General features: G+C 71.5%; 12 protein-coding genes. 6 read left to right on the top strand and 6 right to left on the bottom strand.

What is annotated here, in order from left to right; translation table 11 throughout:
* Positions 1-57: 57 nt before the first annotated feature.
* Positions 58-708 carry an HAD family hydrolase gene (locus ACQPY4_RS01475; RefSeq protein WP_433331553.1) on the bottom strand — a complete coding sequence of 217 codons (651 nt, stop codon included), beginning with the start codon at positions 706-708 and terminating at the stop codon, positions 58-60.
* Between the two features lie 125 nt (positions 709-833).
* Between ACQPY4_RS01475 and ACQPY4_RS01470 the strand changes: the two genes are divergently transcribed.
* Positions 834-1,262, top strand: a complete 429-nt coding sequence (locus ACQPY4_RS01470; protein WP_433331551.1) for a hypothetical protein — start codon at positions 834-836, stop codon at positions 1,260-1,262.
* An 82-nt stretch (positions 1,263-1,344) separates the two neighbouring features.
* Complete coding sequence (locus ACQPY4_RS01465; RefSeq protein ID WP_433331549.1) at positions 1,345-1,716, top strand: phage holin family protein; 372 nt, start codon at positions 1,345-1,347, stop codon at positions 1,714-1,716.
* A 36-nt stretch (positions 1,717-1,752) separates the two neighbouring features.
* On the opposite strand, the gene ACQPY4_RS01460 is transcribed toward ACQPY4_RS01465, so the two are convergent.
* The 5 genes from ACQPY4_RS01460 to ACQPY4_RS01440 form a co-directional block, all read right to left on the bottom strand.
* Positions 1,753-4,095: a hypothetical protein gene (locus ACQPY4_RS01460; RefSeq protein ID WP_433331547.1), complete on the bottom strand. Its 2,343-nt coding sequence runs from the start codon at positions 4,093-4,095 to the stop codon at positions 1,753-1,755.
* 99 nt (positions 4,096-4,194) lie between these two features.
* Positions 4,195-5,109, bottom strand: coding sequence for a cation diffusion facilitator family transporter (locus ACQPY4_RS01455; protein WP_433331545.1), 915 nt, complete (start codon positions 5,107-5,109; stop codon positions 4,195-4,197).
* A gap of 62 nt (positions 5,110-5,171) precedes the next feature.
* Positions 5,172-5,441: a hypothetical protein gene (locus ACQPY4_RS01450; RefSeq protein WP_433331543.1), complete on the bottom strand. Its 270-nt coding sequence runs from the start codon at positions 5,439-5,441 to the stop codon at positions 5,172-5,174.
* Positions 5,442-5,595: 154 nt separating this feature from the next.
* Positions 5,596-6,609 (bottom strand): hemolysin family protein, encoded by a 1,014-nt coding sequence (locus ACQPY4_RS01445; RefSeq protein WP_433331541.1) that lies wholly within the window; start codon positions 6,607-6,609, stop codon positions 5,596-5,598.
* A gap of 1,167 nt (positions 6,610-7,776) precedes the next feature.
* A complete protein-coding gene (locus ACQPY4_RS01440) occupies positions 7,777-9,090 on the bottom strand; it encodes a hemolysin family protein (protein ID WP_433331539.1) in 1,314 nt (437 codons plus the stop codon).
* Between the two features lie 272 nt (positions 9,091-9,362).
* On the opposite strand from ACQPY4_RS01440, the gene ACQPY4_RS01435 reads away from it, so the two are divergent.
* The 4 genes from ACQPY4_RS01435 to ACQPY4_RS01420 are packed head-to-tail and all read left to right on the top strand — an operon-like array spanning position 9,363 to position 15,568.
* On the top strand, positions 9,363-10,598 hold the full coding sequence (locus ACQPY4_RS01435) for a hypothetical protein (protein WP_433331537.1): 1,236 nt from the start codon (positions 9,363-9,365) through the stop codon (positions 10,596-10,598).
* Positions 10,595-12,823, top strand: a complete 2,229-nt coding sequence (locus tag ACQPY4_RS01430) for a tetratricopeptide repeat protein (protein WP_433331535.1) — start codon at positions 10,595-10,597, stop codon at positions 12,821-12,823. The genes ACQPY4_RS01435 and ACQPY4_RS01430 overlap by 4 nt, the downstream gene beginning before the upstream one ends.
* Positions 12,824-12,825: 2 nt before the next feature.
* A complete protein-coding gene (locus ACQPY4_RS01425; protein WP_433331533.1) occupies positions 12,826-14,262 on the top strand; it encodes a protein phosphatase 2C domain-containing protein in 1,437 nt (478 codons plus the stop codon).
* On the top strand, positions 14,255-15,568 hold the full coding sequence (locus tag ACQPY4_RS01420; protein WP_433331531.1) for a vWA domain-containing protein: 1,314 nt from the start codon (positions 14,255-14,257) through the stop codon (positions 15,566-15,568). The genes ACQPY4_RS01425 and ACQPY4_RS01420 overlap by 8 nt, the downstream gene beginning before the upstream one ends.
* Positions 15,569-15,601: the final 33 nt, after the last annotated feature.

Below are 15,601 nucleotides of genomic sequence, written 5' to 3'. Positions count from 1 at the left end.
ACCGAATCAGGAGCCCGGACGAACCTGTGGACAACCTCGGTCGGCGGGGCGTGATGGTCACGCCGAGAGGCGGGCCACGACCTCTGGGGTGAGCGAGTCGAGGTCGTCGGCGACCATCGACGCGAGGGGCAGGACGTCCTTGTCGAGCGGGTACTGCGAACGGGGGACGGCGATGACGCGCATCCCCGCCGCGTGCGCCGAGCGGACGCCGTTGCTGGAGTCCTCGATGGCGACGCAGGCGTCGGGAGCGACGTCCAGTTGGGCGGCGACGGCGAGATAGCCGTCGGGGGCGGGCTTGCCCGCGTCCACCTCTTCGGTCGAGACCGTCACCCGAAACAGGGACGCCACTCCCAGCCGTCCGAGCACCAGGTCGATCAGGGCGCGGGGCGACGAGCTGTTCAGGCCCAGCGTGTGGTCTTGGGCCATCCGCTTGACGGCTTCGACGGCCCCCGGGAGCACCGGGACGTCCTGCGCGTAGCGTCCCAGCATCCGGTCAACGACCTCGTACGCGACCGTTTCGGCGGACAGGCCCCCGATGAGGTCGGTGCCCAGGTAGGCGGCCCATTCTTCGGTGCTCATCCCCATAAGGCGGCTCTGTGTATCGGGACGCCATTGTCCGCCTCGCTCGTCGACATAAGCGCGCCGCACCTCCTCCCATACGGGTTCGGAGTCGATGAGCACGCCGTCCAGGTCGAACACGATCGCCATGAGTGGATCACTACCCGGCGTGCCCGGATCGGAACTCAAAGGAAGGAACCCGGCATTCAAGACTCATCACCCCAAGATCTGGCAGGGTGGTCGTGCTCCGCCCCCACCTAGAGGAGTTGCCGACAATGGTGTTCCTTGGACTGATCCTCATCGGGGCCGCCGTGGCCTGCGGCATCGGCGTCGCCCTGGACGGAACCGCCCCCGCCGAGCTCGTCGTCTTCGGCGAGAAGATCCCCGGCGTCACCCAGCAGTGGCATGTCTTCTCCGCCGGTGCGGTCGTGGCCGTCGTCTTCATCCTCGGCGCGATGCTCACCTTCCTCGGCGCGGGACGCACCCTCCGCGCCCGTCGCGACCTGAAGTACCTCCGCGAGGAGCACGCCGAGTCGCTCACCACTCTGGAGATGGAGAAGCGGCGCCTCCAGCAGGAGCTCGCCCGCGTCCGCCAGAACCAGAGCCAGCCCCAGGGCACGGCCCAGCCCGTGGCCCGTCACGCCGCCACGGCGTCCCGTCCCCAGGCCACGGCCGGGTCGCCCTTCTTCGACCGCGCCGAGTAGTACGAACAGATGACTCCGGCCCACCCGGAAATCCCTACGTGGGCTGATGGCGGGTGCCCACACGCGCGCGCAGGATCGTGATGTGCGAATCATCCTCAAAGTCGCCGTCACGGCCGTCGCCCTGTGGATCGCCACGATCCTCATCGAGGGCATCACCGTCAGCGGTGACACCGCTCCCCGCCGCGCCCTGACCCTCGCGGCCGTGGCCGCCATCTTCGGCGTCGTCAACGCCGTCATCAAGCCCGTGGTGAAGACCCTGGGCTGCGCCTTCTACGTCCTGACCCTCGGCCTGATCGGGCTGGTGGTGAACGCCCTGCTGCTCCTGCTCACCAGCCGGGTGGCCGAGGAACTGGAACTCCCCTTCGACGTCACCGGGTTCTGGCCCGCCTTCTGGGGAGCGATCGTCGTCGGCCTCATCGGTTGGGTGCTCAACCTGCTGCTGAACGACGACTGACTCGTCCACACTCCTGTGGACGAGTCTCGCCGGGCCTCATTCCCTGGGGTGGCCTACCCGTTGCGCGAGGCTGAGAAGGGCTAGGTCGGAGTACTCCTCGTATTGCGGAGGCGTCCCGCCGTCCCCTTCCGCGAGAAACCACTGGCGGGAGCGGACGGCGCCGATCAGGAACTCGACGTCGGTGATCTCTTCGGGGCCGATCACCACCATCGCGTCGAACTCGGCGTCCTCCGGCAGGGCCCCGAGAGTCAGCGGCGTGCCGCACACGACACCCGCATTCGGGACCAGGGGAGTCAGATCGCCGGTGCCGTCCATATAGCCGGTGAGCTGCTCGATTCTGGCCATCGCCCGGTTGCGGTACACCTCCGCGCGCTCCTCCGGGTCGCCGCCGCAGACCTCCCGGACGTTGTCCCGGGACCGCTGCTCGGCCTCCGTCGCGGCCTCGATCTCGCGCCCGATCTCCGCCAGCTCAAGCTCGCCCTCGTCGCGGCGCATGACCAGCGCGGACTGCGACTCGTCCCGCCGGGACGCCGCCGCCTCGCGCTCCTGCTCGGTCCGCCGCCGCCGCGCGTCCGCCTCCTCGCGCTTGGACTGGACGACCGCGATCCGCTCGTTGATCTCCCCCACGACCTGCTGCGCCACCCGCGCCTCCGCCCCCGCCTGCGTCGCCCGGTCGACGGCCTCGGCCGCCACCCGGGACTGCTCGCGGTGCTCGGCGATCGCCGTCTCCCGATCGGCCTTCAACTTCTCCAGCTCGGCCCCCAGGCGCACCTGCGCCTCCTTGGCCGCCGCCAGACGGGCCTCGCCTTCGGAGATGAACCGGGCGATCTCCGCACGGCGGTTCTCCACACCTTCGGCGGCGTCCTTGGCCTTGGTCGCCCGCTCGGCGGCGGAGTCCGCCTCCCGTTTGCGCGTCTTCACCTGGTGCCGCAGATCCTTGAGGTCTGGCGGAGGCGCGGCCACATGGAGACGCTGCCCCAGGGAGAGCTTCCGCTTCCGCGCGGCCAGCGCCGACTCTGCCGACACCAGGCGGTAGTACCGCGCGTGCCCCTCCGCCGCCGCGTCCGCGGCCTCCGAATTCAGCCGCTCGGCCTCCTCGGCCACCGCGGGCAGCTCCTCGTGCGCGCGCGTGAGGTCGGCCGTCAGCCCGGCCTCCTGCTCGGCCGCGGCCGCGAGCTCCGCCTGCGCCTGCCGTCCCCGCTGATCGATCTGGTTCACCCGCGCGAACGCCGTGTCCGCGATCCGCGTGGCCTGCGAGGCCGCCGCGCCCGCCTCGTCCGCGACCCGCTGCAGCCGCTCGGCCTCCGCCTGGGGCTCGGCCAGCTCGGCCGCGATCGTCTCCCGCTCGCCGTCCAGCCGGACGCACTCCTCGGCGGCCTCAGCGGCCGCCTGCTCGGCGCTCGCGATCGCCTTGCCCAGTTCGTCGATCCGCGTCTCCAAGGCCGCGATATCCGAACTGAGCGCCTCTCGCCGCCGTTCCTGCTGCCGGACCAGCGACTCCAGGTTCGCCGCGTCCCGGGGCCACTGCTCCAACCACAGCAGCCCGCGCTTCAGCAGCCGCCCTTCGTCTCCCCAGGCCGAACGCCATGCGTCCCCGACCGCGCGGAGCGCGACACCCGTCACCACGCCTTCGGGAGCCCGCGCCACCGGAGGCGCCTCGTCGGGCTCATCCTCGACCGTTTCGTCCTCGACCGTCGTATCGGGTTCGTCCTCCACCGTGTCGACGGAATCGGCCGCCTCGAGATCCTCGGGCCGGACGGCCGCGAACTCGATCGTGCCGTTGCGCCCGTCCTCCGCCTCGTCCCGGACGGGCTCCGGCACGGGGAGATCGACCCGGGTCTGCGAATCGAGGAGAGGTTCAAGGGGAGTGGTGGCGTCGTCCGGGGTCGCGAGGGGCTCCAGGAGCTCGAGGGGAGTCGTCGCCTCGTCCGGGGGAGGGAGGTCGTCCGAGGTGAGAACAGGGAGATCCATGCGGGTCGCCGACTCGTCCGGCGGTTCGGGGGGACACACCTCGGCCAGAAGAGCGAAGACGTCCGCCGACTTGGTCAGAGCCCGGACGACCTCCTCGGCCCGCTCGGGCGAAGACGCCACAACCAGGGCACGCTCGCCGTCCGCCAGCAGTTCCTCGACCAGTTGCTGGGCCTCGGCGAAGGTTGCAACCTCAGGAGGTCCGCCTTCGGGAGCCACCAGCAGGCGAGCCAGCGCCTCCCAGTCCCCCACGGTCCGCTGCTCCCGCAAGGCGCGCAATGCCCCGAGGTGAGCGGCCCACCCGACCGCCTCCGGATCCCTGCCGCTCTCCAGCCGCTCGAAAACGTCGGCGAGAGGACCGTAGACCTCCTCGATCAGCTCGGTCAGCCGTTCCCCGTCTGGCCCGCTCATCTGTATTGGTTGCTCCACCGACGCCATCCCGCTCCGCGATTATGGTTCGGGGCGTATCTCCCCCTCTCCCCGGGGACTAACGTCTCATATACGGATCGGTCACCGATGCGTGGCCAACACGGCGTGGTGATCAGTGTCGTCATCGGATTGCGGATCCGGATGAACGACCGCTCCGGCCAGGCGAGGCAGCGCGTGGAGCAGGTTGTGCTCGGCGTCCACGGCGATCCGGTGAGCCTGGACGACGGTGGCGCGAGAATCCACAACGATCGCGCACTCGGCGCGCAAACTGTGCCCGACCCAGCGGAGCCGCGCCTCCCCGATCGCAAGAACACCCGGCGTCCCAGCCAGAACCTCTTCCATCGTGTCGACAAGAGCAGGATCGACGGCGTCCATCAGACGCCGCCACACCTCACGCGCCGCCTGCCGCAAAACCAGCAGGATCGCCAGCGTGATCAACAGCCCCACCACCGGGTCCGCCCACGGAAGACCCAGCGCGACCCCGCCCACCCCCAGCAGGACGGCGAGCGACGTGAACCCGTCCGTGCGGGCGTGCAGACCATCGGCGACAAGCGCGGCCGAACCGATACGCCGTCCCACCCGAATGCGATACCGAGCCACCAGCTCGTTCCCCGCGAAGCCCACCAGCGCCGCCACGGCCACCGCCGCCAAATGCCTCACAGGCTGCGGCTCAGCAAGCCTCTGCACAGCCGCATAACCCGCCGCGACCGACGACGCCGCGATCGTCAAAACGATGACGATCCCCGCGAGGTCCTCGGCCCGCCCGTACCCGTATGTGTACCGCCGCGTGGGCGGACGCCGTCCCACCAGAAACGCAATCGCCAACGGAACAGCAGTCAACGCGTCCGCCGCGTTATGCAGCGTGTCCCCCAGCAAGGCCACGGACCCCGAATACGCGACCACGAACGCCTGAACAACAGTCGTGATCCCCAGCCCGACCAGCGAGATCCACAACGCCCGCATCCCCTCAGCGCTGGCCTCCAGCGCCGAATCCACCTTGTCCGCAGCCTCATGCGAATGAGGCCGCACCCCATGAACCACCCACCCAACCCCCCGCCTCAACCGCCCACCCACATGCCCGCGCCCCTGCCGCCGACCCTCCCCATGCCCGTGCCCGTGCCCGTGCCCGTGCCCGTGCCCATGCCCGGGGCCGTGCCCATGCCCGCGCCGGTGCCCATGCCCGTGGCCATGCCCGTGCCCGTGGCCGTGGCCATGCCCGTGCCCGTGGCCGTGGCCATGCCCGTGCCCGTGGCCGTGGCCATGCCCGTGGCCGTGGCCATGCCCGTGGCCGTGGCCGTGGTCAGAGCCACCACCGGACGACTCAGCACCGAGCCCATCAGGACGGAAGTTCGGGTCAGGTGCGGCCTTGTCGGACGAATTCGGCGTGATCTCCATAGACCCACGATGACCCAGGGAACGCATTGCAGCACCTCAACAACAGCGCAGGTCATGCAGGCGCCACGGTGTTGCGAGAGCGAATTGTCAGTGCGGGTTGGTAGCAAGGAGCTCGGCCAACAGGTCGTCGAGCGTGACGATGCCGGTGAGCTCGCCCGCGGGGGTGTTGACCACGGCGAGTTGGGCCCGGGCCCGGCGTAGGCGGCTGACGGCGTCCAGCACGGTGGTGGACGCCGTGAGCACGGGAGCCGGGTAAGCGAGATCGGCCGCGCGGCGGGCACCCGGGTCCGTGATGGCGGCGCGGACGTGAACGATGCCCGCCACGGTGCCGTCCGCCGCGCGGACCAGCAGACGGCTGTGACCACTCGCGGTCGCGGTGCGGCGGATCTGGGCGGCCGTCGCGTCCGCGTCGATGGTGGTGACGGCGGTGGCCGGGACGACCAGGCGGCCCACGGTGGCCTCGCGGGCGGAGATCGCACGGCGCAGGAGCTCGTGGTCCTGTCGCTCGATCAAGCCGAGGCGACGCGACTCACCGACCAGGTGGGTGAGGCGCTGCGCATCCGTGTGGGCGTCGAGCTCGTCGCGCGGGGTGATGCCGATAAGGCGCAGCATCCCGTTGGTGACGGCGTTGAGGCTGGAAAGGATGGGACGCGACACTTTCGCGAACGCGCGAAAGGGCAGCGCAAGGATCAAGGCAGAGCGTTCGGGATGAGCGATGGCCCACGATTTGGGCGCCATCTCCCCGATGACCATGTGAAGGAAGGTGACGACAGCGAGCGCAATGGTGAGTGCAATCGCCTTGGTACCCGTCTCGGGGACCCCAAGAGCATGCAGAGGTGGTTCCAGGAGATGCTCGAACGCCGGCTCAGTGACGATCGCCAGCCCGAGCGAGCACATCGTGATGCCGAACTGCGCCCCCGCAAGCATCAACGACAACTCACGAACACCCGCCACGGCCGCGGCAGCCGGGCGACTACCCCGATCCGCGGCCCGCTCGAGCTGCCCCCGATTAGCGGCCACCAACGCGAACTCAGCCGCAACAAAGAACCCATTGCCGACCAACAGAAGGACGGTCACAACCAAAGACGTCACCGGACTCACGCCGCCACCCCCAAGAACACGAGGTGACCAGCCACACCCAAGCCATTCACCGAAAACCCACCACGGCCAGACACCCCGCTCACACCAACACCACCAGAGAAACCGAACAGCCGTGGCCGCAGACCCCCACCGTCCGCCCGTACGAGCACACCAGCGCCACAACCACAGACACGGGCAGGCACAGCGTGCAAAGTAAGGCCGTTCGTCGGGGACGTATCGCGAGTAGACGCAAGCGCGTTCACATCGCCACCGCCAAAGACCGGCGCCGCGTGAACGCACTCACGCCGTCCGCCAATTTGTTCGGCGCGAAAGCGCGGCCTCCTGCCAACCAGCATGAACGCGGGGGACTTCCTCGCGTCGTCCTTGAGGAATTCGGAACGGGGAGACGTGCTCACGACGCCGCCAACGGACGCTTGGGCGCGAGCGAGGTCACGCCGTCGCGGACGAGTCCTCGGCCTGGGCGGGCGTGCTTGCGACTGCGCCTCGCATCAGTGGCGGGCGGGGCTACGCGGTCGCGGACGGGAGCTTGGCCCTGGCGGGCGTGTACACGACTTCGGCTCGCGTGAGTGGCGGGCGGGGTTGCGCCGTCCCAGACGGACCCATGGCCTGGGCGGACGTGCACACGGCCGCGACTCGCATGAGTCGTGGACGGGATTACGCCGTCGTGGACGGGCCCTCGGACCCGGGGGGCGTGGACGCGACCGCGGCTCGCAAGAGTCGTGGACGGGATTACGCCGTCGTGGACGGGCCCTCGGACCCGGGGGGCGTGGACGCGACCGCGGCTCGCAAGAGTCGTGGACGGGATTACGCCGTCGTGGACGGGCCCTCGGACCCGGGGGGCGTGGACGCGACCGCGGCTCGCAAGAGTCGTGGACGGGATTACGCCGTCGTGGACGGGCCCTCGGACCCGGGGGGCGTGGACGCGACCGCGGCTCGCAAGAGTCGTGGACGGGATTACGCCGTCGTGGACGGGCCCTCGGACCCGGGGGGCGTGGACGCGACCGCGGCTCACATGAGTCGTGGGCGGGGTGGCGCCGTTGCGGGCGGGAGCTTGGACTAGGTGGGCGTGCACGTGTTTCTGGGGTGGTTGGGGGGTGGGTGTGGTCGTGGGGTGCGGCGAGGGTGTGGGAGGTGGGGAGAGTTCGGGGGCTGGGGCTCGTGGTGGGGTCATGGGGTTATGGCGGGGGTTTGTTTTTGGAGGCGGACTTGGCTGGCTACTCGGCGGGCGACGGTGAGGACTTCGATCTCGATGCGGCCGTCTTCGAGGTCCAGGGTGAGGCGGTCGGTGGGGGTGGGGAGGCGGCGGAGTTCGGACATGATCAGGCCGCCGAGGGTGTCGTAGACGTCGCCCTTGGGGAGGGTGAGGCCGGTGAGGCGGACGATCTCGTCGATGCGCATGCCGGCGTCGAGGAGCCAGGAGCCGTCGGGGGCGGCAGTGGGGGCGGTCTCGTGGGCGTCGGTCTCGTCGGCGATCTCGCCGACGAGTTCCTCGGCGATGTCCTCGAAGGTGAGGATTCCGGCGAGGCCCCCGTATTCGTCGACGACGCAGGCGAACTCCTCGCCGGTCTCGCGCATCTGCTCGATGACGCCGTACAGGGGCTGGCTCCCGGGGACGAGGAGGGCGGGACGGGCAACGGCGGCGACGGGGGTGGACGGGTCGAGGGTGTCGTCGGCGACCTCGCGGACGCCCGCGACGCCGATGACGTCGTCGACTTCCGTCCCGTATACGGGGTAGGCGGTGTGGCCGGTGGAGCGGATCAGTTCGACGAGGCGGGAGAGCGGGGCGTCGCCGGGGAGGGTGCTGACCTGGGGGCGCGGCACCATGACCTCGTCGGCGGTGCGGTCTCCGAACGACAGCGCGCGTTCGAGCAGGCCCGACAGGTCAGCGGGCAGGTGTCCGGCGCTGTGCGAGCGGCCGATGATGTCGGCGAGTTCCTCCAGGGTGGCGCCGTCGTGCAGTTCCTCGACCGGCTCGACGCCGACGGCGCGCAGCAGGCGCGCGGCGGTCAGGTCGAACAGGCGGATCAGCGGGCCGAAGATCGCCAGGTAGAGGAGGGTGGACGTGGCCAGGGCGCGGGCCAGCGACTCGGCGCGGGCCAGGGCGAGGTTCTTGGGGAACAGCTCGCCCAGCAGCATCTGGATGAGCGTCGCCAGGACGAACCCGGTCGCCAGCGCGATGGCCCCGGTGGCGCCCTCGGGGAGGCCGAAGAGCAGGGGTTCGATGAGCTCGGCGAGGGCGGGCTTGGCGATGAAGCCGACCACCAGGGTGGTCATGGTGATGCCGAGCTGGGCTCCCGAGAGCATGAACGACAGGCGGCCGACGACCTTGAGGGCCCGCTTGGCCGGGAGGTCGCCCCGTTCCGCGGCCTGGGTGAGCTTGGCGCGGTCGGCGGCGACGTATGCGAATTCCTGGGCTACGAAGTAGCCGGTCGCCGCGGTGAGGATCAACACGGCGAACACTCCGAGCACCGCTGTCACCATGCGGCACCGGGTCTATGACAAGGGTCCGACACCGCGGACTCTCAACTCCTCTCCATCGACCGCCCTTGATGGGGCAACGCAAACTTCCACCAGCGGGTTCCCGAACTCAAGGGCGGGACGCGTGATGATCGCCTCATTCCGTGAGGTCACGGTACGGACCCACCGTGTGCGAGACGCTTGTCGAAGAAAGTGTCACCGATCACACTGAAGCAAGAGCGTACGCCCGATCCTGTAGCTGGTCCGTGGCGGGAGCGACCACCGGGGGCAGAAGCGTGACCGAGAGCGGTGCCGGGGCCGCCGCGCCCATGAGCCGTGAGGGGGTCGACCATGCCCTCCTCGGGCTCCGTGAGAAACAGGAGAAGATTTCGGGTTCGCTGCTGGAGCTGGACGCCCACGACGGCTACCGGCTGCTCCAGGGCGCGCGCCTGACGGGTGAGACGAGGAACCGCTGGGACGAGACCAAGTCGCTCATCGCCCTGATGTGGCAGCTGTACGACTCCTTCAGGAGCGTCCTGGACGAGGCCATGGAGCTCCGGGGCCGCCACTCGCGCCCCGATCACGCCACGCTGGAGCGGCTGACGGCCATCCTGACCGGGACGCCGGTCGGGCTTCCCACGGGCGATGTGCCGATCCAGGAGCGGACGCTGCTCGGGTCGGCCAAGGAGTGGGTGTCGCTCGAGGAGGCCGTCGACCTGATGTCGGCCGCGTTCGGCCCGGCGGCCGAGCTGGTCGGCGCCGCGGACGCCGCGTGGACGGTGCTCCTGGTGCCGCTGGAGGAGGCCGAGGAGCGCTGGCGCGACACGGCGCGGCTCGTCCGGTCGCTGGGTGGGGGACGGCGCGCCGACCTCGACCGGCTCGGCCGCGAGCTGACCGCGCTGGGGCAGATCGCCCGCGCCGACCCGCTCGCGCTCGTCCGGGACGGGACGCCCGACACCTCGCGGCTCGACCGGCTGATGGAGTCGCTCTCGGCCCTCCACGACCGGCTTTCCGGCGCGGCCGCGATCCGCGACTCCTATGGCGAACGGGTCGAGGGGATCGCGATCGCCGTCGCCGACGTCGAGGAGGCCGAACGCCAGGCCCGCGAGGCGCGGGAGGAGGCGCTCATCAAGATCGTGTCGCCGGGGCTGCCGGAGCCGCCGTCCCTGGCCCCCGGCCTGCGCCGCCGGTTGATCTCCCTGGACGCCCTGCGCGAGCAGGGCCGCTGGGACGACCTGGTCGAGCGCACCGAGCAGCTCGACCGCGACGTCGGCGAGGCGCTCGACGGCGCGCGGGAGGCGGCCCGGCTGTGCACCGGGCTGCTCGACCGGCGCAACGAACTGCGCGGACGCCTCCAGGCCTACCAGGCCAAGGCCGGACGTCTCGGACTGGCCGAGGACGAGACGCTGACCGACCTCTACGCACAGGCACGCGACCTGCTGTGGACGGCGCCCTGCGACCTGCGCCGCGCCACGGCGGCCGTCGCCGCCTACCAGCGCGCGATCAAGATGGACGACAAGGCGGGCCTATGACGCTCTGCACCCAGCACGACTGCCGGGGCACCATCCAGGACGACGGTTTCTGCGACGTATGCGGAATGGCGCCGCCCCCTTCGGCGTCCGTCGTCCCGGTGACCAGGGCCACCGGCGACAGCGGCGGCTCGGCGTCCAGCGGGGCGTCCGGGCCGTCCGGAGGCACCGGGCCGGTGTGGGGAACGGGCTCCAGCGGCTCGACGCGGCGCGGGATGCTCGGCGTCGGGCTCGTGGAGGTGCCGCCCGTCCCGTATCGCGACCCCGCCTCGGCGATCATGAAGAACCCCGAGGTCCCCGAGAGCCGCCGGTTCTGCAGCCGCTGCGACGAGAAGGTCGGGCGCAGCCGCGACGGGCGTCCCGGCCGGACGGAGGGGTTCTGCCGCAACTGCGGCCACCCGTTCTCGTTCACGCCCAAGCTCAGCCCCGGCGAGCTGCTCGGCGGCCAGTACGAGGTGCTCGGCTGCCTGGCGCACGGCGGGCTCGGCTGGGTCTACCTGGCCCGCGACCACAACGTCAGCGGGCGCTGGGTCGTCCTGAAGGGGCTGCTCGACACCGGCGACGCCGACTCCCTCGCCGCCGCCACCGCCGAGCGCGCCTTCCTCGCCGAGGTCGAGCACCCCAACATCGTCAAGATCTACAACTTCGTCCGGCACGGCGACTCCGGGTACATCGTCATGGAGTACGTCGGCGGCCGGTCGCTCAAGGACATCCTGCTCGGGCTGCGGACGGAGCACGGCGAGAACGCGTCCCTCCCGCTCGGCCAGGTGATCGCCTACGGCCTCGAGGTCCTGCGCGCGCTCGGCTACCTGCACGGCGTGGGCCTGCTCTACTGCGATTTCAAGCCCGACAACGCCATCCAGTCGGAGGAACAGCTCAAGCTGATCGACCTCGGCGGGGTCCGCCGCGCGTTCGACGTCAACAGCCCGATCTTCGGGACGCCCGGCTACCAGGCGCCCGAGATCGGCGACCCGGGGCCGTCCATCACCTCCGACCTGTACACGGTCGGACGCACCCTGGCCGTCCTCAGCTTCCCGTTCCGCGGCTATACGGGACGCCATCTGCGCAGCCTCCCGCCCCGCGACGAGGTCCCGTTGCTGAAGCAGCAGGAGTCGTACTACCGGCTGCTGCGCCGAGCCACCCACTACGAACCGGGCAAACGCTTCCAGAGCGCCGCCGAGATGGCCGACCAGCTCACCGGCGTCCTGCGCGAGGTGCTGTCGTCGACCGACGGGCGTCCGCGCCCCGCAGCCTCGTCGCTGTTCGGCCCCGAGCAGACCGCCGCCGGAACCGACGTCCCCCTCAGCGGCCACCCCGTCCTGGCCCCGCTCGACCCCGCCTCGGCCGCCGCGGCGCTGCCCGTCCCACTGGTGGACGGCAACGACCCCGCGTCCGGCTTCCTGGCCGGGCTCACCGCCCGCGACCCCGGCGACCTGGCCGCCGCGCTCACCGCCGCGCCGATGGGCTCCACCGAGCTCGACCTGGCGCTGGTCAGGGTCCGGATCGCGCTGGGCGAGCTCGACGACGCGGCCAAGCTCCTGGACGACATCGCCACCCGCCGCCCGGACGACTGGCGCGTCGACTGGTACCGCGGCGTCGCCGCCCTTTCGGGAGGCCGGCTCCCGGACGCCCTGGCGGTGTTCGACCGGCTGTACGACCTCATGCCGGGCGAGTCCGCGCCCAAGCTCGCCCTGGCCTTCGCCAACGAATGCCACCGGCTGACCAGCGCCGCCGCCCACTTCTACGAGCTGGTCTGGCGCACCGACCCGACGTATGTGAGCGCCGCGTTCGGGCTCGCCCGCGTCAGGCTCGCCTCGGGCGACCGCGCGGGCGCGATGGAGGTCCTCGACTCCGTCCCCCGTATCTCGACGTACTACCTCTCGGCCCAGCTCGCGGCCGTCGCGGCCGCCGTCAGGGGACGTCCCGCCGCCGAGCTGAACGCCACCGTCCTCACCGAGGCCGGACGCCGCCTCCAGTCCCTGCGCCTCGACTCAGAACGCTACGCGGCCTTCGCCGCCGAGATCCTCGAATCCGGGCTCACCTGGCTGCGGTCGTCGCCGTCGGCGAACCCGGGCGTCCACCTGCTCGACACGCCGCTCCAGGAGGTCCCGCTGCGCCGCAGGCTGGAGAAGACCTACCGCCAGATGGCCAAGCTCGCCGGAGGCCACGCCGCCCGGCACACGCTGGTGAGACGCGCCAACCACGTCCGGCCGAGGACGTTGTTCTGACCATGGAACCCTGCCCGGCGTGCGGAGCCCCGCTCGACCCTCGCGACCGCTTCTGCGAGGAGTGCGGCCACTCCCTGCGCGCCCGGCCCAAGGTCGTCCCGCCGGTCTCGTCCGGCGACCAGCCCGGCGCGCTGGCCTGCGGCGACTGCGGCGGCATCCTGATCAGCGCGGACGGCTATTGCGAGCACTGCGGCCTGCGCCAGCCCAGCGGGCGCGAGCACGTCGAGATCGTCATCCCCGGCCGCGCCGCCGCCGTCAGCGACCGCGGCCTGCGGCGTCCGCGCAACGAGGACGCCGTCGCGATGGTCGCGCTGACCCACCAGGTCTGCGCCGTCGTCTGCGACGGCGTCTCCTCGGCGCCGGGCTCGGAGGAGGCCGCCCAGCTCGCCGCGGAGATCGGCGCCGCCGCCTTGGCCGCGGGCCTCTCGGCGGGCCTCAGCCCCGAGACCGCCACCCGAGACGCCCTCTGCGACGCCGCCGCCGCGGTCGCCGGGCTCTCCGACTCCGGCAACCCGCCCGCCTGTACCTACGTCTCCGCCGTGACGGGCCCCGACACCGTCACCGTCGGCTGGATCGGCGACAGCCGCGCCTACTGGCTCGCCGCCGACTCCCCCGTCCAGCTCACCCACGACGACTCCTGGGCCGCGGGCCGCACCCCCGAAGAGACCCGCAACGACCCCCGCGCCCACATGATCACCGCCTGGCTGGGCGCCGACGCGGGCACCTTCAACCCCCACGTCTCGACCTTCACTCCCCCGGGACGCGGCCTCGTCCTCCTCTGCAGCGACGGCCTCTGGAACCACCATCCCGACCCCGTCACGCTCACCACCCTCGTCCGGGAAGCGAAAGCCACCCCGAACGGCGTCCCCGACCTGCCATCGAGGGCGCCCGCACCGCCAAGCGCGAACGGCGGCCCGGTGCCCAGCTCCACCCCGGAGACGACCGCCTCCCGCGAACGCCACCGCCCCAGCCCGGAACAGCAAGCCGACAGCGGAGCCTCGACCTCGGCCGACCGCCCCGGGGCGGGACGGGACGCCGACAGCGGAGCCTCGAACCCGGCCGACCGCCCCGGGGCGGGACGGGACGCCGACAGCGAAGCCTCGAACCCTGCCGACCTACCCAGCCCGGAACGGCAAGCGGATGGCGGAGCCTCGACCTCGGCCGACCACTCCAGGCGGCAAGCAGGCGGCGGAGCCTCGAACGGCGCGAGCGACCCGGCCGACCGTCCCGGCCCGGGAGGGCAAACCGACGGTGGGAGCCCGAACGGCACGGAAGTCGGGGACGGTGATCCGCTGGACGGCGCACGGCGGCTGGTGATGGCGGCGCTCCAGGCGGGCGGGCACGACAACGTGACCGTGGCGCTCGTCCCCTACCCCCCACGTCCTTTGCGGACCCCAACCGCACTGGCCGAGACATCAGGGAGACCCTCGCATGAGTGACCTTCCCGAATTCACGATCCGAGTCGACCAGAACCCGTACCTCCCCGCGGGCGGCCGTGAGATGCACGCCGTCATCACCGTCGAGGCCGCCGGAGCCGCCGGCGCGCCCCCACCCCCGAGCGGGACGGAGGCCGCCGAGATCATCCTCGTGGACACGTCCGGGTCGATGTCGTACGCCGGGAAGATGGCCGCGGCCAAGCGCGCCGCCACCGCCGCCCTGAACGTCCTGCGGGACGGCGTGCACTTCGCCGTCGTCGCCGGGGCCAACCAGCCGCGCATGATCTACCCGACGGGCGAGCGGCTCGTCCGGGTGAGCGACAAGACCCGCAAAGGCGCGCTCAGCCAAGTCAAGCGGCTGGAGGCGGCGGGCGGCACCGCGATCGGGTCGTGGCTGCGGCTGGCCGACCAGCTGCTGGAGCCGTACGAGAACGCCGTCCGGCACGTCATCCTGCTCACCGACGGCAAGAACCAGCACGAGACCACCGAGGACCTCGACTCCGCCCTCGCCCAGTGCTCGGGCAAGTTCGTGTGCGACGCCCGCGGCGTCGGCACCGACTGGGAGGTCGCCGAGCTCCGGAAGATCTCCTCGGCCCTCCTGGGGACCTTCCTGGACGTCCCCGACCCCCACGACCTGGAGGACGACTTCCGCGAGATGACCCAGGCGTCCATGGAAAAGCGCGTCGCCGACGTCGCCCTCCGCCTCTGGACACCCCAGGACGCCCGGCTGCGCTTCCTGAAGCAGATGGTCCCGACCGTCGAGGACCTCACCGGCCGCGGGAAGGCGTCCGGCAAGCAGACCGGCGACTTCCCGATCGGCGCCTGGGGCGCGGAGGAACGCGAATACCACCTGTGCGTCGAGGTCCCGGCGGGCGACGTCGGCCGCCAGATGCGCGCCGCCTGGGTGAAGCTCATCGTCCCGGGTACGCCCGAACGGACCCTCGCGTCCGGCAACGTCCTGGCCGAGTGGACGGACGACGAGGCCAGATCCACCCAGATCAACGGCCGCGTCGCCCTGCACACGGGCCAGCAGGAGCTGGCCGCCGCCGTCCAGGAGGGCCTGGAGGCCCGCCGCAAGGGCGACGAGGACACCGCCACCGCCCGCCTCGGCCGCGCCGTCGTCCTGGCGGCGGAGGTCGGCAACGAGCAGATCGCCGGACTGCTCGACCGCGTCGTGGACGTGATCGATCCCGAGACCGGGACCGTGCGTCTCAAGAAGGGGGTGGCCAAGGCCGATGAGATGTCCTTGGACACCCGGTCCGTACGCACCGTGCGGACCCGCCAGGGCGACCCCGGAACCGGCGGGTGAGGCCGTGCTGACGCGCATCGTCCCCGCCCAGGA

Origin of the sequence: Spirillospora sp. CA-294931 (genome assembly GCF_050946795.1) — a bacterium.
Classification (GTDB): Bacteria; Actinomycetota; Actinomycetes; order Streptosporangiales; family Streptosporangiaceae; genus Spirillospora.
This window is presented reverse-complemented; position numbering and strand designations above follow the sequence as displayed.